The sequence below is a fragment of the SAR324 cluster bacterium genome, from assembly GCA_015232315.1.
In the GTDB taxonomy this organism is placed as follows: Bacteria; SAR324; SAR324; order SAR324; family NAC60-12; genus JADFZZ01.
In genome coordinates, this window is sequence record JADFZZ010000026.1 from 14844 (window position 1) to 37694 (window position 22851).

Below are 22851 nucleotides of genomic sequence, written 5' to 3' on the forward strand. Positions count from 1 at the left end.
TTCACAGAAGTTTTCGGGATTCGAGAAACGGGATCAGAATCTTTCGTGCACTTTCATAATTTTCCTGATCACAGTACAGATATTTCAGATCCGCGTTTTGACGGTATTGATCCAGCAGTGATGAAACTTTTTGAACAGGCAGATACATGGTTTTACCCATGACTGTATTCCTGATCAGCAGCGAATTGGCGTCATCGCGGGGAAGTGTAGAAAATTTGGACAGATAACGTGAGGATCTGAGAAACAGGGTTTCGATTCCCGCGTTTTTTAACTGCTGGATCATCAATTCTTCCAGGCCATCAGGGTGATAATGTTCAAATTGAAACAATCGTTTGGGTGGTTTTCGGAAAACAATGCGCGAGGCCCATTTCTTGGTTCTGACCTTCCACAACGCTGAATGAACGCTGTCATCATGGAGCATCAGGAAATTTTCCAGATCACCAGTGATTTGCAGATCAAGTTCCCGTTCCTGGAACGCCTGTTTCAGAAAGAAATCAAAGGGCAGAAGGGTTTTGTGGAAATATACCTGGAGAAACATGTGGAGTCTTGCCAGCAGAAAATCTTCATAGGCATAGCGCACATTATTTTCCATGGTCAGGACAAGTCCATGTTCTGTAGCAGTGCAATGGAGTCCCTGGATCAATCGGTCAAGATCAAATTTTCCATAACTGACTCCAGCGTAATGTGAATCTCTAAGGAGATAATCCATACGGTCCACATCAACCTCCCCACTCACGAGACGCTGAAGCAGGGGATGGATGTTGAAGGGCCGATGGCTTGAATTGGGAAAAAAATCTGAGGGACTGATGTCATGATCTATCAGTGAGCATATATCGCGGGATTCTTCCTCAGATAATAATGGCGAACTGCCTTGAGATAATGCGAACACAATAGCGATGGAAAAATCTTCATGACTGGCTCTGGTTTGCATATCCAACGGTTTGGAATACCATTTGACTGGCAAATCGAGTGTGTTTCTAAGAGGGAAAACAGGTTCTGAAGAATGCGAAAATGGCGCGTGTCCACAATCATGCAACAGGGCCGAGAACCGTAATATGGTACGAAAGTAGTGTAAAGGATCTTCAGGAAACTGATCCCGGATGCAAGATTGGGGAGAACTCACCAGGTGATCAAATACTACTCCAGCCAGATGCATGGCCCCTAAGGAATGACTGAACCGGCTATGAGTCGCGCCGGGATAGACATAACTGGCAAAACCCAACTGGGAAATATGCCTGAGTCGCTGGAAAAATGGATGATCAATGATTTGCCGTTCACGGTCACTGAACGGGATGTTTCCGTGGATGGGACAGCGGATTTTATAACGATCTAGTGGGGATTTCATGGAATTCATCACAGTGGCAAGGAACAAAAATTATCATTGAAACAGTCTGTTCAATTTTTGAGCCACTGTGCAGAATTAAGGAATCAGGAAAAGAATTCTGATAAAACTCAGGCCAGATTAGAAATCGGCTTTTTGTGCTGCCCGCAGTTCCCGCTTGATGTCTTTGTTGCGTTGTTTTTCAGCGGCTTCGCGTTTCAGCGTTTTAGCGACAGACGGTTTTACAAAATATTTTCTTTTTTTCAACTCCTTGAACAACCCTTCCCGAATCAAGGTTCGTTTGAGTTGCATCATGGCTTTGGAAACATTACCGTCTTTGACATCAATGGTTACTGGCATAGGTTTTTCCTGAAAAATGTTATTAAAATTCCGTAAAGCTGGAACGTATACCAAACTTTTTTATTGAATGCAACACCCTATTTTAGGGATTGATCAATAATGATACGTGTTTTTATTTGATTCTGTCAGGACATTTAGTCATGTATGGTGGAGACAAGGGGGATCGAACCCCTGACCTCAACACTGCCAGCGTTGCGCTCTCCCAGCTGAGCTATGTCCCCACTAAAATTGATTTTATTTTTTGGGAAGGTGATATTTTGATTTTTTAGATAGAATTTTGAATTGATGCGTATGGCGTCCCCAAGGGGATTCGAACCCCTGTTGCTGCCGTGAAAGGGCGGAGTCCTAGGCCTCTAGACGATGGGGACGGCTGCAAAAGAAGCGCATCTTATATTTCCAAAGATTTTGTTTGTCAATATATTTTTTTAATGTTTTTTTGTGAAAGAACCATGCGAATTTTAATGATAGCCCGGTTGTTTTATCCGGAAATCGGGGGGATTCAGACTTATAGTTATGAACTGGCAAAACAATTGACACGGCAAGGGCATGAGGTGTGTGTGCTATGTCCTCCCGCAGAGGGTGATCTGGAGTTTGACCGGCAGCAACCTTTCAAAATTATCAGGGGGAAATGGACCCGGATCAAGTGGATAAAAACGCTTTTTTATAGCGGGCATTATCTCAAAATCATTCATCAATGGCATCCGGATATTGCTTTTGGCACCGTGTGGGCTCCATGCGGGGTTGTTGCGTGGATTGGGAAAATGTTGGCAGGGATACCCTATATACTGGCCTTTCATGGGACAGAAATCACGTTGTGGCAAAAGCACTGGATTACCCGTCAGTTAATGCGGTTGGTGATTCAGCAAAGTCTGTTCTCCCTGGCTGTGAGCCATTTCACTGCCGCCAAAGTATTGGCTATTGGTGGGCCTCATCCTGTTCATGTGATTCCCTGCGGTGTTGATCTTCAACGTTTTAAGGGGATCTCGCAGAAGGAACAAAATTCTGGTCCCAAAGTGCTGTTGTCTCTGGGCGCTCTGGTTCCACGCAAGGGGTTCGATATGGTCATTCGTGCTTTGCCTGAGGTTCTCAGAGCAAGGCAGGATTTTGTTTATCGCCTTGCGGGGACTGGATCAGATCTAGAACGGTTGAAAGCGTTGGTTGATGAACATCAGCTCAATGATTATGTGAAATTTGCAGGCAGGATTCCCTCACAAAATATTCCCGAGGAATTTGAAAAGTGCCATTTGTTCATCATGCCGTCCCGGGACATTCAGGGGGACTTTGAGGGATTCGGTATTGTTTTTCTGGAAGCAAACGCATCAGGAAAAGTGGTGATCGCTGGAAATTCAGGAGGGATTCCTGATGTCGTCCGGCATGAAAAAACAGGTTTGCTGGTCGATCCTGAAAATCCATCCGCAATCGCTGGCGCAATTCTACGCTTATTGGAGGATGATATTCTCAGAGCCCGGATGGAAACGGAAGCCCGAAACCATGCTTTGGCATTTACCTGGGAAAAATCAGCCAGTTTATTGAATCAACTGCTTAATAAATCTACAGATTTACCCACGTGAAGGGCGATTTAGTCCATAGAAACAGCGACATTCAGCGCTGATTTTCTGCTGGCTGTCATCGACAAAAATGGATTGCGCTTCAGATGATATTCGATGTGGTCGGACTCGTCATGAGCCATGGGAAGTCGGAATGTTTGGGTGATGTAACCTGGCGCGAGAATCATGATGTCGGTCATGCCCAGTGACTGGATACTGATGTTGCCAGTGTCACCAGTATGCCATTGTTGTCTGTTTTGAAGATTGACAATAACCGCGTCTTCGACAGGATATCCATTTAAATCAGTGATTTTTAGCTGAAAGTGCGTTTCTGAACTGGCAGATGTGGAAGACAATCCCGGCAGAAACCCCTCTGTTTCATGCGTTTGTATTTTTTGCATTGCGACCCCGCCGACCAGAATGGCCAACAAAATGAAGCCACTGATTTTGACCTTCATCGGTTGCTTGTCTTTGATTAAAGATGGCGTATAACAAGTCATCCATCCAATTGAACTTTTCTTCATAACTACCTGAGTCAAATATATTTAATAAATTAAATAGCACTGATTACGTCTATAGGACAAATGATCAATGCAATAATTACACCTGTCCCCATGATTGTTGAAGTTGCCTTAAATGTTCCATTAAAACGTTGTTTCGATTATATCTGGCCCGAATCTTTAGGGATGCCAGCAAAAGGTATCAGGGTTGTGGTTCCCTTTGCTGGTCAGACCAAAAGTGGTGTGGTGGTTCAACTGAAAGAAACTTCGCAATTTCATGAAAAACTCAGGGCAGTTCAAGCCTTGATGGACGATTTTCCCTTGTTTGGGGACGCGTTTCTGGATTTATGTCAATGGGCTGCTGAATATTATTACTGTGGTTTTGGCGAAATTTTAAACAGTGCTGTTCCAGGTGGATTGAATCTCAAGTTTGATGTGATTTTCACACGAATTGTTGATCTGGCTGAATTTTCAAACATACCAATCGCCATCTATGATTTTATTGAAGCCAGGCCTTCCTGGTCCCTCAAAGAATGGCAACAGCATTTCCCAGAGAAAAAAGAAGAAAAAATTCTTGGACAATTGGTTGCGGACAAGAAAATTCACCGTGAATTTGCGCGGATTGGACATAAAATATCTGAAAAAAAGCAGAAATATGTTCGTTTACGGGGACCCGTGCTGTCAAATCCGGGAGCTTTGAGATCAACAAAAAAACAAGCGATTCTTGAACTGTTGCAGAGCCACAATGAATTGAGTGTGGCTGAATTGAAAGATCAGGTCAAAGATCCGCTGCCTGTTCTAAAGAAACTGAGTGAAGAGGGTTTGGTCGAAATCACTGAAAAACGGGTATTTCGTAATTTTATGGCGGCATCACCTGCTGATGGAAAAGAGGATTTCAAGAGTTTGTCGAACGAACAACAGCAAGTATTTTCTCAAATCAGGTCCGCAATGGATCAGGGCTGTTATCAGACTTTTTTATTACAGGGAGTAACAGGCAGTGGAAAAACAGAAGTGTACATGCATGCAGTACAACATAATCTGTCACTGGGAAAATCAAGCCTGATTCTGGTGCCTGAGATCGCTTTGACACCTCAATTGGTGAATCGTTTCAGATCAAGATTCGGGCAGGAAATCGGCTTACTGCACAGTGGTATGGATGATGGTGAGCGGTTTGATGAATGGAGTAAGATCCAACAGCAAAAGAGTCCCATCGTGATTGGCGCGCGCAGCGCTGTGTTTGCACCACTGGAAAATATCGGCCTGGTGATTGTGGATGAAGAGCATGACAGTTCCTACAAACAGGAAGAATCACCCCGTTACAATGCAAGGGATCTGGCGATTTTCAGAGGTTATAAATCTGGAGCCACTGTGATATTGGGGTCTGCGACACCTTCGTTGGAGTCGTGTTATAATGTAATGAATCAGAAGTATAAAAAGGTGGTGCTCACCTCCCGTATTCAGAATGCGATGCTTCCTGAAGTGACCTTGCTTGATCTGAAGAGCACGCCCCGGCAGAAAGGAAGTTATTTTTTTACAGTAAAACTGGTCGAAGCCCTGCGTTCCAGACTGCTTCGTCAGGAGCAGAGCATTCTGTTTTTGAATCGCAGGGGGTATGCCAATATTGTCAAATGCCAGATTTGCGAAAATGTCATGGTCTGCAGAAATTGCAGCATCAGTCTGGTTTATCATCAAATGTTGAATCAGCTAAAATGTCATCAGTGCGATTATCAGGAACCCTTTCCTTCCCAATGTGTCTGTGGTGCTCATGGAACCTTGAAAGTGCTGGGGATTGGCACAGAACAGGTCGAAACAGAAATCCATAAAATGTTTCCGCAGGCACGTGTATTGCGACTGGACCGGGACACTCTTCATGGAAAACATGCGTTGTCAGAGAAGCTGAGGCAAATTCAGGATCATGAGGTGGATATTATTATTGGCACGCAATTGATTGCCAAAGGCCACGATTTTCCGCAAATCACTCTGGTCGGGGTTGTCTGGGCTGATATTTCGCTGAATATTCCGGACTTCAGGGCCAGTGAACGAACGTTTCAATTGCTGACTCAGGTGGCCGGCAGATCTGGCCGAGCCAATAAGCCGGGAGAAGTGATCATTCAAACCTACAGTTTGCACCATCACAGCCTGCAATTTGCTAAAAATCATGATTTCGATGGATTTCTCCAGACAGAATTCAATTATAGAACAAAATTGAATTGGCCGCCATTGATGCACATGGCTTGTCTGACATTCAGCAGTACTCATGAATTACAGGCCGAAGCCTTGGCCAGGGAATTTACACGGCGAATCGAGAGGCTTCAACTCTCAATCTGTCAGACGATGGGACCGTCGGAGGCTCCGATCAAGAAAATAAAAAACAGGTACCGATGGGTGCTTGTACTCAAGGCGTCTCATACAAAAATATTACATAAGGTATTGGATCAGGCATTGAGTCAGCCTTTTCCCCTTAAAAATAATGATCGAATGTCTATTGATATTGATCCCTATAACTTGTTGTAAGCCGGGGCGATAAGCTTGCAATTTATGACTGCCCAACTCATAACAAAGCCTGTCTTCCACATTCTCTCCAAAGATTTAATTAACTTTTTTCTCAGGAATTCCATGCCACAAATTATTTCAGGAAAAGAAATTGGTGCCCAAATCCGCAGTGAATTGAAACAGGAAGTCACACGTTTGAAAGAGGAGGGGCTGGCACCATGTCTGGCTGTGGTTTTGGTGGGCGATGACCCGGCATCAGCGATTTATGTTCGTAATAAAAAACAGGCCTGTGAAGAACTGGGAATTGTGTCATTGGAACACCGTTTGCCGGGAACAACTTCCCAGATGGATCTGGAAGCATTGATTCATTCGTTGAACAAGAATCCCAATGTGCATGGAATTTTATGTCAGTTTCCTCTACCCAAACCATTGAATGACGAAAACGTGATTTTGACAATACATCCGGCTAAGGATGTGGATGGTTTGCATCCATTGAATGCTGGCTATCTTGCCATGGGTAAACCCAAATTCATTTCCTGCACACCGCTTGGTGTCTATCAACTGCTCAAACGCAGTCAGGTCAATGTTTCCGGCAAACATGCGGTCATTATTGGTCGGAGCAATCTGGTAGGGCGCCCTTTGTCCAATCTGCTCTCTCAAAAAGGATGTGATGCTACCGTAACTGTCTGTCATTCAAGAACTAAAAATCTGGCAGAACTGACAAAACAGGCGGATATCCTGATTGCCGCTATTGGTCAACCCGAGTTTGTCACCCCTGAGATGGTCGGAGAGGGGGCGGTCGTGATTGATGTGGGGATGAATCGCGTGATTGAACCCGATCTACCCAAAGGCAGTCGGTTATGTGGCGATGTTCTGTATGATGCTGTTTTCCCCAAAGTGAGCGCAATCACTCCCGTGCCTGGAGGCGTTGGGCCGATGACGATTGCCATGCTGATGTACAACACCATCAATGCGGCACGTTGGCAGAGTGGTTTACCTGCGTTTGATCTTTAGTACACGGGTCGTTGGGCCAATTCCAATTGCTTAGGAATGGCAAAAGAATAAGTTGTAAAAGTTTGCTCGTACCCTACGTCCCGTGGGGCACGTTTTCCACCAGGCGAAGCTCTGCTTCGCACCCACCGGAGGTGGTTCATGGAACGGTTACGAACGGGAAGCTCGTAACCAGAAAGTTTTCCCTGTTATTTTTTGAATGTTCCTTATGGCGTCCCAAATTACATGAATTCGGGATTAAAAAAATTCGGAATATTGATAAAGTTCGTAACCCCACATTTTACGGATCGTCCAGTAAAATTTTAATGATAAGGAGATGGTATGAACAATAATCAGAATTCTTTTATTGCAAATTTTTTTAAAATGGAGGCTGCAAGCGGTATTCTCCTGATTGTGTCAATGTTGCTGGCAATGGTATGTGCCAATACGGGTTTCGCATCCTATTACAATCTATTGCTCTCAACTCCAGTTGAAGTTCGAGTGGGTGATTTGGAGATCGCAAAACCACTGATACTTTGGATTAATGATGGCCTAATGGCTGTTTTCTTTTTTCTGGTTGGACTTGAATTAAAACGAGAACTTCTTGAAGGAGAGCTCTCAGATATACGAAATATTATCTTACCTGGAGTAGGTGCAATCGGAGGAATGCTAGTTCCAGCATTGATATATATCTATTTCAATGGGAATGACCCTGTTGCGTTAAGGGGGTGGGCAATACCAGCCGCAACGGATATTGCGTTTGCACTGGGTGTTTTAGCGTTGATTGGTTCACGGGTGCCGACGTCTCTTAAAATATTCCTCACTTCTTTAGCCATATTTGATGATATTGGCGCGATATTAATAATCGCTTTTTTTTACACTTCCAAAATATCATTCACTGCTTTGATAATCGCCGCGTGCTGTTTGCCAATATTGGCTATTTTGAACAAAAAGAATGTCATTTCAAAAAGCCCCTATATCTTGATGGGCATCATCATGTGGGCTGCAACATTAAAATCAGGCGTACACGCAACGTTAGCAGGTGTTGTTTTAGCAATGTTTATTCCGATTCGATCAAAAAACGATCCCGACATTTCACCTCTAAAAAGTCTGGAACATGATTTACATTCTGTCGTGGCATTTTTCGTTCTTCCAGTCTTTGCCTTTGCAAATGCGGGCATTAGTTTTATCGGTATCGGATTTGAAGATATCTTGCACACTGTGCCCATTGGTATTGCCCTCGGTCTATTTTTCGGGAAAATAATAGGTATCTTTGGACTTTGTTGGTTGTTAATAAAAATCAAAGTAACGCAGTTACCCAAAGAAATGACCTGGACAAATTTATTTGGAACTGCCGCACTTTGTGGGATTGGTTTTACGATGAGCTTATTTGTGGGTTCGTTAGCATTTGAAGAAACCGGTGTCGATTTATTATTTGATGAACGGTTGGGAATCATCTTGGGGTCTGTCGTTTCAGGAGTTGTAGGCTATACAATTCTTTCTATGAGTTTACCAGCAAAGGCTAAAGGCTCAACAACCTGATCTGTATCAGACTAAAGTTAGTGTTTGAAAAGCAGTTCATCTTTTTTCTCAGTGGGATGGTTTTCACTACCTTGACCTGACCTTCGAGTGGATGGATTTGCGTAATATTGAGGAATCTCATGAATAATGACTTCAAGTACCACAAATTTATTAAAAAACTCCTGAAAGCCGATAAAAAAGAGCTTCTCCGGGATTTGTTGAAAGATCTGTCGACGCATGAGATCGTCAGCGCGATTCTACAGTTGAAAGCACAGTATCAGTTTGACGTACTGGAGTTGCTACCCAAAGATAAAGCTTCAGAAGTCTTATCCCAGTTTCAGGATCATTCTCCCATTCTTCAGGATCTGGTAGCGCACATCAATGCGGAACAGTTGAGTAGCTTCATTGAGGAAATGCCCGGGGATGACGCCGCGGATTTTATGTCTATTCTGGACGATGCCAAAGCGGAAGAGGTGCTACAAAATCTGCCGGTAGCGGATCGTGAGGAAATCACCACGTTGCTCCAGTATAATGAGGAAAGCGCCGGTGGCATCATGAATCCTTATGTGATTTCGGTCCATAAGGAGCAGACTGTGGATCAGGCGATCCAGAGCATTCGGCAGTATATTCAGGAAAATGATTTTGAAACGTTTTATAATGTGTATGTGGTTGATGAGTATGAGCATTTGATTGGCATGATTGGTGTCACACAATTGTTGCTTGCAGAGCGGAATCTGTTGGTCAGTGAACTGATGGATCCCAACATAGTGGCTGTCGATGAAGATCTTGATCAGGAAGAGGTCGTCAGGGTTGCTCAGGAATATAATTTAGTGGTGGTGCCAGTGATTGACAAACATTTGCGACTCGTGGGACGAATCACCATTGATGACCTGGTGGATGTTATTTATGAAGAACATCAGGAGGATATGGCGCATGTCATTGGAACAGGCAGTGAAGAAGTACTGGAAAACTCCGTGTTTCGAACAGTCCGTGACAGATTACCGTGGTTGCTGATGAGCGTTGGTGGTGGATTCATTTCAGCGATGGTGATGAGTTTTTTTGCCAATACCGTGTCGGTTTTGCCACAGGTTGTGTATTTCTTACCGTTGATTGCGGCTCTGGGAGGAAACATTGGTATTCAATCTTCATCCATTGTTGTCCGTGGATTGGCGACTGGAGAAATTCATCCATCAGATCTCTTTTCCAGATTATGGAAAGAAATCCGGGTGGCGGTAGTGAATGGCCTGGTTTGTTCCGCACTGTTGGCAGGAATGGCATTTTACCTGACCGGGAACGTCAAACTCGGGTTGGTCAATGCGGGGACATTGATGATGATTGTCTGTGTTGCGTCAACTCTGGGGGCCTCTATTCCCATGCTGATGAAACGTTTAAATATTGATCCGGCATTGGCCACTGGACCATTTATCACGACAACGAATGATGTTCTCGGAATTTTGATTCATTTGGGGGTTGCGACGCAGTTTGCGATTTATCTGTTGAAATAAATCATCAATCTTTGGCTAAACGCTTTAAAAGTTTTATGGGCAGAAGGGCTTCAAGAATGGCTGATGCCGGTTGGATTGCGGACCATTGGGCGGATTCCATAGTAAGAATTGCCAAAGCCGCAGTTGGCAGGAGCAAATGGCCTGTGTCTGTTCCAAAACACAATAATTCCACAAACCGCTCCAGTTCCGGATTATGACCAACAATCAATGCTGTTTCGAAGGAATCAGGGGTATCATGAAGGACCTCCAGGAGGCTTTCGGGTGTGGTGTCATAAATTCTGTCATCCACTTTTTGAACAAAAGTTTCATAATACCCGGCCAAAGCACTTTTGAGTAGGGCTGTTGTCTGCAATGCCCGTTCCGCAGGTGATGATATGACAAGTTCCGGTATTTTTCTGGAAGCTACAAGGGCATTGGCTATGTGAGGAACAGATTTGATACCGCGTCGGGAGAGCGGACGCAATTTGTCTTCCAGAGAGGGATCCTCCCAGGAAGACTTTGCGTGTCGCAGGACATACAGCGTTTTCATTGTCCTGCTTGAGGCTGTTGGTTCAACGGCGCAACCTTCTGAGTTGAATCATCATTCATGGAGTCCGTAGCTTGTGTTTCTACGGGGAGTTCATCACTGGATGCGGGAGATTCAGCCTTGGGGGCTATAGCCGGGGCATCCTGTTGTTCCATCATTGGCGCATCCATTTGCTCCATTTGCTTTTCTTCTTCAGGTACCAATTCAGGAGAAGTAGCGGTTTTATCCATTTCGGCAGGAGATGGCTGAACCTGTTGCTGTACTGCGGGAATATCCTTGACCACGGATTTGGTTGACTGCTCAGACGACAGATATGCCAAGCCAAGAGAGGTCAGCATAAAAATAGTAGCCGTTCCAGTGGTGATCATTCCCACTCCCGACATGTGTCCCCGAGCATAGGTGGCCTGGCCCATGCTTCCGAATGCCGCACCAAGATCAGCTCCCCGTCCTGACTGGATCAAAACAAAGAAGATCAAAACAAGACACACGATAACATGAATAATGAGCAATAAAGTGAACATACTAAATCCAGATACTTGGTTGAAAAATAATTAAATACTCGATAGTCGTAAGTTAAAGCAATTGTAAGTTTTAAGAACTGAAAACTTACAATTCTTGAATTAATTATGATCCTGCCTGAATGATTTTGCAAAAATCAACCGGTTTTAAGCTGGCACCACCGACTAATGCGCCATCGATATCAGACTGACTCAGAAGCGTTTGGGCGTTGGCCGCGTTCACGCTTCCGCCATAGAGGATGAGCATTTTGGAAGCAATTGTTTCATTGCTCAGAGATTTGAGTTCTTTGCGAATGAGTTTGTGCATATCATTGGCTTGTTCCGGTGTTGCGGTTTTTCCTGTACCAATGGCCCAGATGGGTTCATAGGCGACCACACATTGGGCCATCATTTCGGGAGAGATTCCTTTGAGATCTTCCTGAATTTGGGCAATGACCGTGGTTTCATGTTTGCCACTTTCCCGTTGTTCCAGGCTCTCACCTACACACAGGATAGGTTTGATGCCGTGCTTGAGTAGCACCGTGAGCTTGTCATGAATAAAACTGTCACTTTCATTGAAATAGCTTCGGCGTTCTGAATGCCCGATAATGCAATAGGTGCTGTGACATTCTTTCAAAAGTTCCACTGAAATTTCACCAGTGTAGGCTCCAGATAATTCGGTATAAACGTTTTGGGCTCCAAGGCCGATTTGAGTGCCTTTGACTGCGTCTTGCGCAATGCCCAGCAATGTGAAGGGAGGGCAGATCGCCGCTTGACAAACGCCTTGCTCAACTTTGGTGTTTTCACGGATGGCATTGACCATTTCTGTGACGAGGGCAATGGAACCATTCATTTTCCAGTTTCCAACGATAAATTTTTTTTTCATAGTGGCACTCCTAAGAAAATGGGCAGGAACAACTAAAAGAGGTTTCAGAAACGTGAAGGGCATGCGCAATTTGCTACCCTGAACAAAATGGGTCTTATAATGATTCAATCAGGGATAGGCAAGTTTATAATCCCCATATTTCTCAATGAAGAACGACGCCTGAATGGATTCCGCACGAGCGAACTGGAGGACTGTTGACAGGGTAATCATAGTCAACCACATCCGGGCAGTTTTTACGTGCAAGATCACCGGAAACCGTACATGTCGGATAAGTGCGATGCGGTGTTTCAGGCCATAGCGATTGATTATCAATGCGGGTCAGCGCAAATTTCATGAAGCGCATCCAGATTTCAGCGGGAGACCGGCTTCCGCTTTCATCAGACATCGGCTGGTTATCATCGTTACCAATCCAGACGCCGGTGACAAGCTGGTTGGAAAAACCTATAAACCAGGCATCGCGTTGCTCACTGGTTGTTCCTGTTTTTCCCGCAATGAAGTTTTTGTTGTTGGGCCAGTCCGCGTTTTTGCCTGTTCCATACAAAATCACACGTTTCATAATTTGTTTCATCTGGTGTGCTGTCCATGCGGAAAACACCGGAATTGGCTGAGGTGGTTGATATTGATAGAGGACTTCTTTGTCATCCTGTTCAATACGGGTGATAAAAACTGGAGGGAGGTATTGGCCCTGATTGGCAAACACAGAGTAGCCAGATGAAATGTCAAGCAAAGTGGTTTCTGAGCAACCGAGAGCAAGGCACAATCCAACCTGATGTTGATGAACAGGGAAATTCATTTTGTTCAGCTTTTTAAGCACGGGGCCTGTGCCAATGGAATATAGAAGCTGAACAGCAATGCTGTTGATCGATTTTTCAAGAGCTTTGGACAAGGTGATCTGGTCTGCGTAATACACTTCGCCAGACTGATTCAGCATGGAACGTTCCGAGCCATAGACACGGTCATAATTCCGTGGTTCATAAACGGAAATCGTTCCATCCTCCTGCTCCCATTCATAAGAAAGCGGTTCATCGGAAAATGTGGAGTTGGGCGTAAACCCCTGTTCCAGCGCGGTCGCAAAAACAAATGGTTTGAATGAAGAACCGGGCTGGCGCTTGGCTTGTGTGGCCCGATTGAATTCTGATTCCTCAAAATCCTTGCCACCTACCAGGGCCCTGACATAACCCGTATGAGGTTCAAGACTGACAAGCGCCCCCTGCTTGAAATCATTTTTTGACTGTTTGAACGTTTGCTCAAAGACGGCTTCTGCCTGTTTTTGAAGCGCAGGATCAATGGTGGTGTAAATTTGGTATCCACCTCCTGACACTTTGGGCAGTTTGTGTTCTCGTTTGACCAGATTCAGAACCTGTTGCACAAAATAGGAACCCGTGAATTTGGGCGATTTGGGGGTGTGGATGATAACAGTTTCCTGGAGTGTCCGCTGGTATTCTTCAGGGGTGATCCATTCAAGTTCCAGAAGTTGTTTTAAAATATGAGACTGGCGCCTGGTTGCTTCGGTTAAGTCATGTAAATTGATGGATTTTGTGATCGCCATGGATTCGGGAAACTGAAGATACGTTTCCGGTTTTTTAATGATACCTGCCAACAGTGCCGCTTCTCCCAGTGTCAATTCCGCGGCGTGTTTTTGGAAGTAAGCCAGCGATGCCTGTTCAACACCGTAATTGCCATGCCCCAGATAAATGGCATTGAGATAATACTCCAGAATTTCTGATTTACTGAAGCGAATTTCCAGAGCTAGAGCAATGAAGAGTTCCTTGAATTTTCGGGTCAGCGATCGTTCAAAATTCAGAAGTGTGATTTTTGAGAGTTGCTGGGTGATGGTGCTGGCTCCCTGAAGATATTGACCTTCACGGAGATTGATCCATGTTGCGGCCAGAATTCGGAACGCATTGACTCCCCTGTGCTGTAGAAACCGGGCATCTTCAGCGGCAAGAACACTGATTTTAAGATAACGATTGATAGCGTTTTGAGAAATAATCAGGCGGTTTTGTTCACCACGGAGCGAATAGAATGGTTTGCCATACCGATCATAGATGATCGTATTTTTTTGAATATTGGCAACGGCTTTTTCAAAATTATGGATAATTCGGGGGTACCAGTAGAGGGCATACCATCCGATGCTCACCATGCTCAGAACAGGGATGCTCAAAGCAATGATGAGCCAGATTCGGAACTTCATGAAAACAGGTCTGGCTGAGTCTTAGTCATTTCGACTCAATCCCAGGATACTCAATAACGCCATAAACAGGTTCAGGATATCGAGATACAGGGCCAGAACCGCCATGATATACTGGTCGGTGCCATAATTTCGGATGATGTTGGATGTATCATAGAGGATATATCCACTGAACAGAAACACACAGACACCTGATGTCACGAAATGCATTACAGGACTGTGGAAAAAGAACATGTTCAGCAAACTGCCAACGAGCACAATCATCAATCCGGTGAACAGAAAACCGGACATAAAACTGAAATCTTTTTTGGAAGTAATGACATACACGGACAAGCCCGCAAATGTGACAGCCGTCAAGGCCAGCGCCTCAACCACGACGGTGGTCCCACTATAGCGATAAAGAACCGGGCCCAGAGTTAATCCGGAAACAGTTGTGAAGCTGAAAAGTGCCACAATATTCAATCCCGGTTTGTTCTGGGCGTAGGACGCAAAGAAAATCAACGCGATTTCCAGAATAAAAAACAGGAACATGTTGGGAGCAACAACAGGCAACATGGGACCTGTGCCTAAAAAAGCTCCGATGGTCGCTGTTCCAAGAGACGCCGCCAGTAAACTGTAAACTTTCTTGAGAAAGTCAATACGTTCACCAACCGATGCCTGGGCAACCGATTGTATCTGATACATTGCTGTTTGTTGGGAATTAAACATAACATGACTCCATTTTAGGTTATTAAATGCCTGCGAAGAATAGCTCCTGCAGAAACATTTTTGATATGTCCTTTATCACTATGAGATCAGGACTAAGGGTTCTTGAAAGTATAAGTCGCACATTTTTCAAGAAAGTTCACCTCCCATCTGCATTATAGATAAAAAGGATGTGACTTATATCTTTCTATACTCCTTATTGTTGATGACCGATCATATCACATTTTTTTAAGGATAAAAGCGGTTATATTCTTTGAAATGCCAGATATTCACGGAAAAACAAGACCACCCTGTTAGAAAAAAGTGGACCCCTGCGATAAAAAAATTGCTGGGCAGGCGTGTATTCCGCAAGCACCAGAGGCTGATTGATGATCAATTCTCCATTGTCTGAGCGTTGTGGTTGAAGGTCTTTGTTGCCAGATCGTACCGGTAAATTAAAGTCAATTCCCTGGATGTCATTGATGATGCGTGACGCAATGAGGGTCAGCGGCCATTCGTAAAAATGCTCAATAACCATGAAACCTGTCAGATAAGCCAGGTCTCGTATGTTCTCCTCACTCTGGCTGGTTAGCCATTCGGGAAAAGTATGTTTGAGGGATGGGAAGGACAGGGTTTTGATGTTGAGTACACGAATTTCGATTCGATTCTGTTTCAAAAATTTTTCAGATAAATCCTGAATGATCAGCGGGATGCTTTTCCCATTCCATATTTCCTGATAATCTGAGAATTTTTTTGAAAAATCATGCAGCACCTGCCTGCCATTGCTCAAGCGGGCAAACTTGTCTTCTGTGGCCATGGTATTGATGTTGGCGGAAATGCTGATTTGGGGTATGGATTCCTCAACAGTTTTATGAACGTCAGGCGCTGATGTGACCTGGGCTTCCCACCGGATTTCAAGCTGGGATGAGGTCTGGAAATAATGGAATACCAGCCATCCGGCAACACCCATAAGACTAAAGGCAATGCCGGGTAGCAGAATACGAAGGAAGTTCATTACCGGTTTCGGATGCGGTGGTGAATTTTAAGGGGCAGGGCATTCAGCTTGATGAATCCATTGGCGTCTCTTGGATCATAAGTGCCCTGATCGGCTTCCATGGTAGCAATGTTTTCATCATACAGACTGTAAGGCGATTTACGCCCGGTGACCATGCAATTGCCTTTATACAATTTCAGTCTGGCAGTGCCGGTGACATATTCCTGGGTTTTATGAATCATGGCATCCAGAACTTCCATTTCAGGAGTGAACCAGAATCCATTATAAACCAGTTTGGCAAAACGAGGCATCAGGGAATCTCGAAGATTGATCACATCTCGGTCCATGGTGAGGGATTCCACGGCTCGATGAGCGATATGCAGGATGGTTCCACCCGGTGTTTCGTAAACCCCGCGCGATTTCATGCCGACAAACCGTGATTCGACCATATCGACCCTGCCGATGCCATGTTTTCCACCAATCCGGTTCAGTTCCTCAAGAAGGCTGGCTGGGGACAATGTTTTGCCGTTGACGGAAACAGGGAGTCCCTTCTCAAAGTCAATGGTAAGTTCCTCAGTCTGGTCCGGAGCCTGCTGGGGCGACGTGGTGAGTTCAAACATTTCTTCCAGAGGTTCCTGCCATGGATCTTCCAGCATTCCTGATTCAAAACTGATATGCATCATGTTTTCATCAGAACTCCATGGTTTGGATTTGGTGGCTTTGACAGGAATGCCATGTTGCTGGGCATACTCAATCAATTCCTTACGCCCGGGATATACCTGAAAAAATTCGGGCATTTTCCAGGGTGCTACCACTTTGATGTCAGGTTTCAACGCATAATAAGTGAGTTCAAACCGGACCTGATCATTGCCTTTGCCGGTGGCACCATGGCCAACGCATGAGGCCTTTTCGGCAATAGCGGTTTCAATCTGCTTTTTGGCGATCAACGGGCGAGCCAGTGAGGTGCCGAGCAGGTAGGTTCCTTCATACAAGGCATTCCACTGAATGGCGGGAAATACATAGTCCTTGACGAATTCTTCCTGAACATTTTGAATGATCACCTTGGTTGCTCCGGCCTTGAGGCCTTTTTGACGGATTTCATCCAGATTTTCAACTTTTTGCCCCAGATCCAGACACAGCGCAATGACATCATATCCGCGGGCGGTAAGCCAATGAACCAGCACAGAGGTGTCCAGACCACCGGAGTATGCCAGCACCAGTTTTTCGTTTGCCATAAAGAGACTCATTAAAAAGGTTTAAAGTGCCTGTGAAACAGATTGAATAGTGGAAGTTGCTACATTTTGTCCGACAGGGGTGATTCTTGCTACATTTTTTGCGACGGGGCCTTTTTCACCCATACCAATTTCAAACTCGACCCGGTCGCTTTTATTCAGGGAACGAAAACCTTCCTGCATGATTTCTGTCTGGTGGACAAATAAATCTTCGCCCTGATCTCGTTCAATGAACCCGAAACCTTTGGTAGGATTGAACCATTTCACAGTTCCCTGATAACGTTGAGCATCGGATGTTTGTCTGATTTTCCAGAGGAGTACCGCAGTGATCGTTCCGCAAAGCAGGGTAACCGTTGTTAAGCTGACAATGAGTGTCAACAGATTTTCAATATAAAACAGTCCCAGTCCTGTCAATACAGCCCAGAGTGCGATATTGGATCCTGCAATAATTTTAAGCATCATATTGTCCTTTCTTATAAATAGGGAAGGCCTCCAGTCCAGCAGGCAGCATCAGGTTCTGATACTATTGAGAAGACAATGAACAGTTTGTGTCAGAAACATTTCTTCTGTGGATGCGAATCAGGAGTTGAAATACTGCTAAGTCCTTCCTGGCTTGATCCGGAATCCAATCCCTGACTGGCATTGTTAATCAGTTAAAACCTCGAAATGTTGATGCTGGTCCTGGAATGCTAATTTCTTCAACATAATAAATCAGACTTCTTGTTCAGCCAGCCAGCGCTCAGCGTCAATCGCGGCCATGCACCCTGTCCCTGCGGCAGAGATTGCCTGGCGGTAAACATGATCCTGAACATCACCGCACGCAAAAACACCTTCAACAGAAGTCCATGTTGTACCCGGCTTGACCTGGATATAGCCATTTTCATTCAAGGCAAGCTGGCCCTTGAATACAGCAGTGTTAGGCGTATGCCCAATCGCGACAAACAGACCCGTGAACGGATGTTCCGTGATTTCACCATTCTGTATGTTTTTTATTTTCAAACTCGTCATGCCCTTCATGTCATCGCCAATGACCTCTTCAACCACGGAATTCCAGTGGACCTTGATTTTGTCACTTTTGAGAACTCGTTGCTGCATGATTTTACTCCCCCTCAATTGATCACGGCGATGGATCAAATTTACAGAGCCGCACAGATTGGCCAGATAAAGTGCTTCTTCAAGCGCTGTATCTCCGCCACCGACAACCGCGACATGCTGTCCGCGAAAAAAGAATCCGTCACAGGTGGCGCATGCGGAAACACCTCTGTTTTTATACGTCTGTTCTGATTCAATTCCCAGCCAACGGGCTGAAGCGCCGGTGGCTACAATCAGTGCGTCGCAAGTCAGGGTTTGTTCATCCATTTTGAGTGTGAAGGGACGTTTGGACAGATCTGTTTCCAGGACGGCACCATGATAAAAGGCAGTATTGAACCTTTCAGCCTGGGCTTTGAACAGATCCATTAATTCCGGTCCTTTGATTCCCTGAGGGAAGCCTGGAAAGTTCTCAACTTCTGTGGTGGTGGTTAATTGTCCGCCGGGTTCCTGTCCGGAAACAACAGCAGGTGACAGGTTGGATCTTGCCGCATAAATCGCAGCCGTGAGACCGGCAGGGCCGGAGCCTAAAATAAGTACCTTATGATGATTCTGACTCATAAAAACTCCTTGAGTGGTTTTATTGAGATCCATGAAATAACAAACTTGCTGTCAGTTCAAAGATCCATTTTTTTCTGGAACACGCCAAACGCTCTGAATTCCGGTTTGTGTGATACCGAACCACACCGGGTAAGCCTGAAATTCTGAGGTTTTGACCGTGATTGTATCCGTGATGAGACGATGCGGTGAATCGCATGATTTGTCTCACCTTACCGGGCACCTTTCAAATCCCGATTGACAGTTTGTCATCTCGATGAAGCAGAGATCCGGTTCGCCATGCTTTAAGATCCCTCGTCGCTCGTACCTCGCTCTGTCGGTTTGACACAGGCAAACTGTTAAGTACTTTTGACTGATTTTGAAAGGTGCCACTTTCCGGATCAACTCCCCGGCAGGATTATTGTTTGAGGAAAATCCGCCAATCCATGAAAGTGGAGAAAAGTTTCTTTAGAACGGTTATTTTTTCAAGACAAAAGCCAGACAAACGTAAAGGGCGTTTAATAATGCAGGGAATTCTGTTCAGTCACTGTACCCAGACAAGGTCGGATTTCACCCATACAGCATTGTCGGACCCATCTGTTCCTTGAGTCCAATCTCCCTGACGTTTTCCAAAATAGAAACTTTCATATTTTTTCCCTGTGCGTTGCTGAGAATAATAATCTCCGGGGCCATCATACAAGGGGGTGTTATCTTGTTTAAGGGAAAAACAATAAACCTGGGTGGAAATATTTTTACTGTGGATCCAGTGGGAGTCACCATCAATATCTTTCACTTGATACCAGTCGTTCCATGTATTAAATACCCTTAGAGGTGTGAATCGTGAGAGGCTCCAGGAGGTCTTGTCATATTCAGTTCCGGGGCCTGCATACAACATGGCCTGCTCCGTGATCACACAGGCGGCTCTGGCCGAGGACAGACACGAATAGCATAGCAGAAGACAACCAGCGAATTTCCACAGGCGGCTCATCAAGAATAATCTCCAGGACAGGGGATGAGATGAAAAAAAAACAAAACACAAAAATTTTTCATTGGCAACTTCAGGGCAACACCAATTTTTATCCACGTTATGGAGAAGGCCGGGATGTTGTTACGGCGGTGTCTGCCGTTCAGGCATCGGCATTTCAAGAGATTGTTCCCCGTTATCAGCTTTCAGCTTCTGAAACCCGTGATCAGGGTGTTGGCCCTTTTTTTAATGAAATAGAATACCGTTCTCCGGCATTTAAAAAAGTGACACGCAAAGCCTTGGGAAAATTGCCAGAAAAAACATCGGAAGCCCCCACTAAAAAAAGAAAAATCCGAATCAATTTTTTTGCTTAGGCATGAGCGCGTTTTTCCGCAATGCTCTGATCAATGGGAATCCGAATGAGCATGGCGGCCCCCACTACAAAAAACAGCAGAACCAGTAAAAGTGCCATTCTGCGGGAATCCAGCAGGTCTGAGGTGAATCCAAAAAACATTCCCAGAATGGTGGCCAGTTTGCCAAACATTCCCCAAAATCCAAACATGAGCGATACTTGATCGGGTGGTGTGAGCAAGCCGACCACCGCTCTGCTGGAACTTTGAGTGGCCCCGATTCCCATCCCGGCAATCAGTGAGATGAAGAAAAAAAGTTGTTTGGGCTGAATATTCAATGATGCTGACAGCGGCTTCAGAAAGAATATACCCAGAACACCAGCCATCCACAGAAACAAGGTTCCAACCACTGTCCATTTCGGCCCCAGCCATCGTTCCAGCATGCCAAACCCCAAGGCACCCCCCATTGCGCTGAATTGAAGAATCAAAAACATGGTGGTTAAATCCGCAGTGGAAAATTCCAGCTCAATCCGGGCATAAATTCCCACAAATTTGATGACAGCATCCACACCGGCCATGTAGACGGTGAATGCCAGAAGAAAGGCAAACAGGGTCTGATTCTGCTGAACCAGGCTCCAGGATAATTTGATTTTATGCCATCCGGAATTGAATAATTTTTTAAGGTCACGTTTTTCAAAGCCTGGAGCCGCACTGGAACGTTCCTTAACCAGGATAAAGGTCGGTAGGGACGCTATCAGGAAAAAAATCCCCATGACCCCCATGGCCCACTGGTTTTGCTGAATGTATAATGCAAGATTCTGCTCTGGTGTGACCGTGATGACCGCCATTACGAGTAACAGACTGGCCAGCCCACCCATGTAGCCGATTCCCCATCCCACACCGGAAATCATGGCCATATTGTTTGTGTTCGACAAATCTGTGAGAAAGCTCGCACAAAAATTCTCGCTGATCATGAAACCGACGTTGCTCAGTGTCAAAAATAGAATTCCCCACCAGACCGCCCCCGGAGGGACAAGCATCAAGGCCATGGTTGAAAAAGAACAAAGTAGCGTGGAAATCCCCAGATATATTTTTTTTCTGCCGCTGTAATCACAAAGTACGCCGACAAATGGAGCCAGGAAGATTGTGATGAGGGTTGGAATAATGATGGCCAGAGACCAGTAGGAATCTTTCGCCGATGTTTCGGGCGGCACAATGTATTTGATAAAAAACGAGGAGTAGATCACTGTGATGACCACAGTGGTATAACTGGAATTGGCAAAGTCATACATGGCCCAGCCAAGGATTTCTTTTTTGGTGACGGGGCGGTCATCAGATTTTTTTTGTGGCATAGGACTCAGTCAGGGATTGGTGGCGGGTTGATCAGCAGACGTGCTATCCTGTTCAGTCACGGCACTGTTCCGCAATTCTTGCTCATATTGTTCCTTCATGTGCTCATCCACCAGATTTATGACAAACAGGACTATCCCGATGATCAAAAAACTGATGAGGTAATTTCTTAGGATTCGCGGCATTTTTCCTTACGGTTAGGATTATTGTTCAAGCGATGGCAATTGTTTCTGCTGTGATTTTTCGGACAATCGCATTTTCAGGTGAAAAATACCATGAGCCATTTGAGATTCATGTTCATGGATAGCCAAGTGATTGGGAATAATGAACTTATAGCTGAATTTTCCCCGTTTTCTTTTTTGCTGAAGGTAAACACAGTTTTCCACGGCAACAGCGTCAGGAAAATGTCCGGTGATCAACAGTTCAGGATGATTCAGGATGATTTCGATATCGTCTTCATGAACTCCGGGGATTTCAAGATCCAGATAAAGAAATGAATCAATCATATACATATCAAAGACGGCAACAGAATCCACTTCAATGTCAGGTGCGTCCTCCGGCGTTTGCATGTGATAGCGTGCCAGTCTGGCATCCAGATTTTTTTTCCGTTCCAACAGTTGAAAGAGTTTTAGCTCTCTGGAATCGTCTGATGACATACCTCTTGCCTGTGAAAATTATGGATAAATGATGTGCTCTGGTCAACGAATGGACGTTAAGCTAACAGAATCAAACAAGAATCTCAATAGCCACAGGGCAAGTTTTATGAACCTTCTGCTTTTATTCCCGACAGACTTTCATCTTGCGGTTCACGAAGAGTGTGGGTAACAGGTTACCATTTTTCTGATAATGACAATTAGGAGTGTTATGAATCTGGTGGATTTGTTACTGGCCGCTGAAAAAAAAGCCAGTCTGGTGCAAGACTTTGTCAAATTGATTGACGCGGAAGTGGAAGCTAAAAAAGGCTTGGGTGGGATGGCCATCAAAACCGTGTATAAACTGGCCAACAGCGTGAATGCAAATCTGGTCCCTGAGGCCTTGAATAACTTGCTACCGGAGTTTATTCAGGCCTTGAATCCTTTTTATGAAAAGTTCAAACAGACTCAGGAACAAAGTTTTACGGCCTTCATCCAAAACAAAGCCAATGAAGTGACCAACGCGTTGTTATCTGTGACTGACCAGCGTGCGGCCCGAACCCATCATAAAACGCTGAAAGCCGGCTATGAAAAACTAAGATCTACGGCTGAAACTCAGGTCAATACAGCCTTGCCCAAGGTGGCTGGGATCATCGAAAAATATATCAAATAATTATTGCAT

23 protein-coding genes and 2 tRNA genes are annotated in these 22851 nt (G+C 45.0%); 7 read left to right on the plus strand and 18 right to left on the minus strand.

Translation table 11 applies throughout. The features are described from left to right. Nucleotide 1: 1 nt before the first annotated feature. From HQM11_15525 to HQM11_15540, 4 genes are all read right to left on the minus strand, one after another. A complete protein-coding gene (locus tag HQM11_15525) occupies nucleotides 2-1345 on the minus strand; it encodes an HD domain-containing protein (protein MBF0352442.1) in 1344 nt (447 codons plus the stop codon). Between the two features lie 117 nt (nucleotides 1346-1462). Continuing rightward, entirely contained in the window at nucleotides 1463-1681 is a 219-nt protein-coding gene (gene rpsU / locus HQM11_15530; protein MBF0352443.1) for a 30S ribosomal protein S21, read from the minus strand. 145 nt (nucleotides 1682-1826) lie between these two features. After that, nucleotides 1827-1902 (minus strand) — tRNA-Ala (locus tag HQM11_15535). A 71-nt stretch (nucleotides 1903-1973) separates the two neighbouring features. After that, nucleotides 1974-2049 (minus strand) — tRNA-Glu (locus tag HQM11_15540). 81 nt (nucleotides 2050-2130) lie between these two features. Between HQM11_15540 and HQM11_15545 the strand changes: the two genes are divergently transcribed. Next, entirely contained in the window at nucleotides 2131-3252 is a 1122-nt protein-coding gene (locus HQM11_15545) for a glycosyltransferase family 4 protein (protein ID MBF0352444.1), read from the plus strand. Nucleotides 3253-3260: 8 nt separating this feature from the next. Here HQM11_15545 and HQM11_15550 read toward each other — a convergent pair whose 3' ends face one another. Beyond that, the gene (locus tag HQM11_15550; GenBank protein MBF0352445.1) at nucleotides 3261-3752 is read right to left on the minus strand and encodes a hypothetical protein; all 492 of its coding nucleotides are present in this window, start codon (nucleotides 3750-3752) and stop codon (nucleotides 3261-3263) included. Between the two features lie 60 nt (nucleotides 3753-3812). Between HQM11_15550 and priA the strand changes: the two genes are divergently transcribed. From priA to mgtE, 4 genes are all read left to right on the plus strand, one after another. Next, on the plus strand, nucleotides 3813-6242 hold the full coding sequence (priA, locus tag HQM11_15555; GenBank protein MBF0352446.1) for a primosomal protein N': 2430 nt from the start codon (nucleotides 3813-3815) through the stop codon (nucleotides 6240-6242). Between the two features lie 102 nt (nucleotides 6243-6344). Further along, nucleotides 6345-7235: a bifunctional methylenetetrahydrofolate dehydrogenase/methenyltetrahydrofolate cyclohydrolase FolD gene (gene folD, locus HQM11_15560; GenBank protein MBF0352447.1), complete on the plus strand. Its 891-nt coding sequence runs from the start codon at nucleotides 6345-6347 to the stop codon at nucleotides 7233-7235. A gap of 318 nt (nucleotides 7236-7553) precedes the next feature. Further along, on the plus strand, nucleotides 7554-8753 hold the full coding sequence (gene nhaA / locus HQM11_15565) for a Na+/H+ antiporter NhaA (protein MBF0352448.1): 1200 nt from the start codon (nucleotides 7554-7556) through the stop codon (nucleotides 8751-8753). A gap of 119 nt (nucleotides 8754-8872) precedes the next feature. Next, a complete protein-coding gene (gene mgtE, locus HQM11_15570; GenBank protein MBF0352449.1) occupies nucleotides 8873-10237 on the plus strand; it encodes a magnesium transporter in 1365 nt (454 codons plus the stop codon). A gap of 4 nt (nucleotides 10238-10241) precedes the next feature. Here the strand turns inward: mgtE and HQM11_15575 are convergent, their stop codons facing one another. From HQM11_15575 to HQM11_15620, 10 genes are all read right to left on the minus strand, one after another. Next, nucleotides 10242-10766 carry a histidine phosphatase family protein gene (locus HQM11_15575; protein MBF0352450.1) on the minus strand — a complete coding sequence of 175 codons (525 nt, stop codon included), beginning with the start codon at nucleotides 10764-10766 and terminating at the stop codon, nucleotides 10242-10244. After that, entirely contained in the window at nucleotides 10763-11284 is a 522-nt protein-coding gene (gene secG / locus HQM11_15580) for a preprotein translocase subunit SecG (protein MBF0352451.1), read from the minus strand. Before secG ends, HQM11_15575 begins: the two co-directional genes overlap by 4 nt. Nucleotides 11285-11387: 103 nt before the next feature. Continuing rightward, nucleotides 11388-12146: a triose-phosphate isomerase gene (locus HQM11_15585; GenBank protein MBF0352452.1), complete on the minus strand. Its 759-nt coding sequence runs from the start codon at nucleotides 12144-12146 to the stop codon at nucleotides 11388-11390. Nucleotides 12147-12288: 142 nt separating this feature from the next. After that, nucleotides 12289-14340, minus strand: coding sequence for a PBP1A family penicillin-binding protein (locus HQM11_15590; GenBank protein ID MBF0352453.1), 2052 nt, complete (start codon nucleotides 14338-14340; stop codon nucleotides 12289-12291). 21 nt (nucleotides 14341-14361) lie between these two features. After that, entirely contained in the window at nucleotides 14362-15045 is a 684-nt protein-coding gene (locus HQM11_15595; protein MBF0352454.1) for a Bax inhibitor-1/YccA family protein, read from the minus strand. Nucleotides 15046-15286: 241 nt separating this feature from the next. Next, a complete protein-coding gene (locus tag HQM11_15600) occupies nucleotides 15287-16036 on the minus strand; it encodes a hypothetical protein (GenBank protein ID MBF0352455.1) in 750 nt (249 codons plus the stop codon). Further along, nucleotides 16036-17250 carry an argininosuccinate synthase gene (locus tag HQM11_15605; protein MBF0352456.1) on the minus strand — a complete coding sequence of 405 codons (1215 nt, stop codon included), beginning with the start codon at nucleotides 17248-17250 and terminating at the stop codon, nucleotides 16036-16038. The genes HQM11_15600 and HQM11_15605 overlap by 1 nt, the downstream gene beginning before the upstream one ends. 21 nt (nucleotides 17251-17271) lie before the next feature. Then, nucleotides 17272-17706: a cold shock domain-containing protein gene (locus HQM11_15610; protein MBF0352457.1), complete on the minus strand. Its 435-nt coding sequence runs from the start codon at nucleotides 17704-17706 to the stop codon at nucleotides 17272-17274. A 252-nt stretch (nucleotides 17707-17958) separates the two neighbouring features. Further along, the gene (trxB, locus tag HQM11_15615; GenBank protein ID MBF0352458.1) at nucleotides 17959-18897 is read right to left on the minus strand and encodes a thioredoxin-disulfide reductase; all 939 of its coding nucleotides are present in this window, start codon (nucleotides 18895-18897) and stop codon (nucleotides 17959-17961) included. Nucleotides 18898-19417: 520 nt separating this feature from the next. Next, on the minus strand, nucleotides 19418-19861 hold the full coding sequence (locus tag HQM11_15620) for a hypothetical protein (protein MBF0352459.1): 444 nt from the start codon (nucleotides 19859-19861) through the stop codon (nucleotides 19418-19420). A 29-nt stretch (nucleotides 19862-19890) separates the two neighbouring features. Between HQM11_15620 and HQM11_15625 the strand changes: the two genes are divergently transcribed. Then, nucleotides 19891-20211, plus strand: coding sequence for a hypothetical protein (locus tag HQM11_15625; GenBank protein MBF0352460.1), 321 nt, complete (start codon nucleotides 19891-19893; stop codon nucleotides 20209-20211). Here HQM11_15625 and HQM11_15630 read toward each other — a convergent pair. From HQM11_15630 to HQM11_15640, 3 genes are read right to left on the minus strand one after another with little or no spacing between them, the layout of a single operon-like run. Then, nucleotides 20208-21539: an MFS transporter gene (locus HQM11_15630; protein MBF0352461.1), complete on the minus strand. Its 1332-nt coding sequence runs from the start codon at nucleotides 21537-21539 to the stop codon at nucleotides 20208-20210. The genes HQM11_15625 and HQM11_15630 overlap by 4 nt on opposite strands. Before the next feature lie 9 nt (nucleotides 21540-21548). Then, a complete protein-coding gene (locus HQM11_15635; protein ID MBF0352462.1) occupies nucleotides 21549-21722 on the minus strand; it encodes a hypothetical protein in 174 nt (57 codons plus the stop codon). Between the two features lie 18 nt (nucleotides 21723-21740). Beyond that, nucleotides 21741-22193 (minus strand): Hsp20 family protein, encoded by a 453-nt coding sequence (locus HQM11_15640; GenBank protein ID MBF0352463.1) that lies wholly within the window; start codon nucleotides 22191-22193, stop codon nucleotides 21741-21743. Nucleotides 22194-22401: 208 nt separating this feature from the next. On the opposite strand from HQM11_15640, the gene HQM11_15645 reads away from it, so the two are divergent. Beyond that, nucleotides 22402-22842 carry a hypothetical protein gene (locus HQM11_15645; GenBank protein ID MBF0352464.1) on the plus strand — a complete coding sequence of 147 codons (441 nt, stop codon included), beginning with the start codon at nucleotides 22402-22404 and terminating at the stop codon, nucleotides 22840-22842. The last annotated feature ends 9 nt before the right edge of the window (nucleotides 22843-22851 follow it).

Excerpts from the sequence above, each read along its gene's own strand:
- priA (MBF0352446.1), top strand. The coding sequence starts at position 3,813 with ATGATCAATGCAATAATTACACCTGTCCCCATGATTGTTGAAGTTGCC.
- HQM11_15645 (MBF0352464.1), top strand. The coding sequence starts at position 22,402 with ATGAATCTGGTGGATTTGTTACTGGCCGCTGAAAAAAAAGCCAGTCTG.
- mgtE (MBF0352449.1), top strand. The coding sequence starts at position 8,873 with ATGAATAATGACTTCAAGTACCACAAATTTATTAAAAAACTCCTGAAA.
- nhaA (MBF0352448.1), top strand. The coding sequence starts at position 7,554 with ATGAACAATAATCAGAATTCTTTTATTGCAAATTTTTTTAAAATGGAG.
- HQM11_15550 (MBF0352445.1), bottom strand. The coding sequence starts at position 3,752 with ATGAAGAAAAGTTCAATTGGATGGATGACTTGTTATACGCCATCTTTA.
- HQM11_15620 (MBF0352459.1), bottom strand. The coding sequence starts at position 19,861 with ATGAGCCGCCTGTGGAAATTCGCTGGTTGTCTTCTGCTATGCTATTCG.
- trxB (MBF0352458.1), bottom strand. The coding sequence starts at position 18,897 with ATGAGTCAGAATCATCATAAGGTACTTATTTTAGGCTCCGGCCCTGCC.
- rpsU (MBF0352443.1), bottom strand. The coding sequence starts at position 1,681 with ATGCCAGTAACCATTGATGTCAAAGACGGTAATGTTTCCAAAGCCATG.
- HQM11_15640 (MBF0352463.1), bottom strand. The coding sequence starts at position 22,193 with ATGTCATCAGACGATTCCAGAGAGCTAAAACTCTTTCAACTGTTGGAA.
- HQM11_15525 (MBF0352442.1), bottom strand. The coding sequence starts at position 1,345 with ATGAAATCCCCACTAGATCGTTATAAAATCCGCTGTCCCATCCACGGA.
- folD (MBF0352447.1), top strand. The coding sequence starts at position 6,345 with ATGCCACAAATTATTTCAGGAAAAGAAATTGGTGCCCAAATCCGCAGT.
- HQM11_15575 (MBF0352450.1), bottom strand. The coding sequence starts at position 10,766 with ATGAAAACGCTGTATGTCCTGCGACACGCAAAGTCTTCCTGGGAGGAT.
- HQM11_15545 (MBF0352444.1), top strand. The coding sequence starts at position 2,131 with ATGCGAATTTTAATGATAGCCCGGTTGTTTTATCCGGAAATCGGGGGG.
- HQM11_15600 (MBF0352455.1), bottom strand. The coding sequence starts at position 16,036 with ATGAACTTCCTTCGTATTCTGCTACCCGGCATTGCCTTTAGTCTTATG.
- HQM11_15585 (MBF0352452.1), bottom strand. The coding sequence starts at position 12,146 with ATGAAAAAAAAATTTATCGTTGGAAACTGGAAAATGAATGGTTCCATT.
- secG (MBF0352451.1), bottom strand. The coding sequence starts at position 11,284 with ATGTTCACTTTATTGCTCATTATTCATGTTATCGTGTGTCTTGTTTTG.
- HQM11_15625 (MBF0352460.1), top strand. The coding sequence starts at position 19,891 with ATGAAAAAAAAACAAAACACAAAAATTTTTCATTGGCAACTTCAGGGC.
- HQM11_15630 (MBF0352461.1), bottom strand. The coding sequence starts at position 21,539 with ATGCCACAAAAAAAATCTGATGACCGCCCCGTCACCAAAAAAGAAATC.
- HQM11_15595 (MBF0352454.1), bottom strand. The coding sequence starts at position 15,045 with ATGTTTAATTCCCAACAAACAGCAATGTATCAGATACAATCGGTTGCC.
- HQM11_15635 (MBF0352462.1), bottom strand. The coding sequence starts at position 21,722 with ATGCCGCGAATCCTAAGAAATTACCTCATCAGTTTTTTGATCATCGGG.
- HQM11_15610 (MBF0352457.1), bottom strand. The coding sequence starts at position 17,706 with ATGCTTAAAATTATTGCAGGATCCAATATCGCACTCTGGGCTGTATTG.
- HQM11_15590 (MBF0352453.1), bottom strand. The coding sequence starts at position 14,340 with ATGAAGTTCCGAATCTGGCTCATCATTGCTTTGAGCATCCCTGTTCTG.
- HQM11_15605 (MBF0352456.1), bottom strand. The coding sequence starts at position 17,250 with ATGGCAAACGAAAAACTGGTGCTGGCATACTCCGGTGGTCTGGACACC.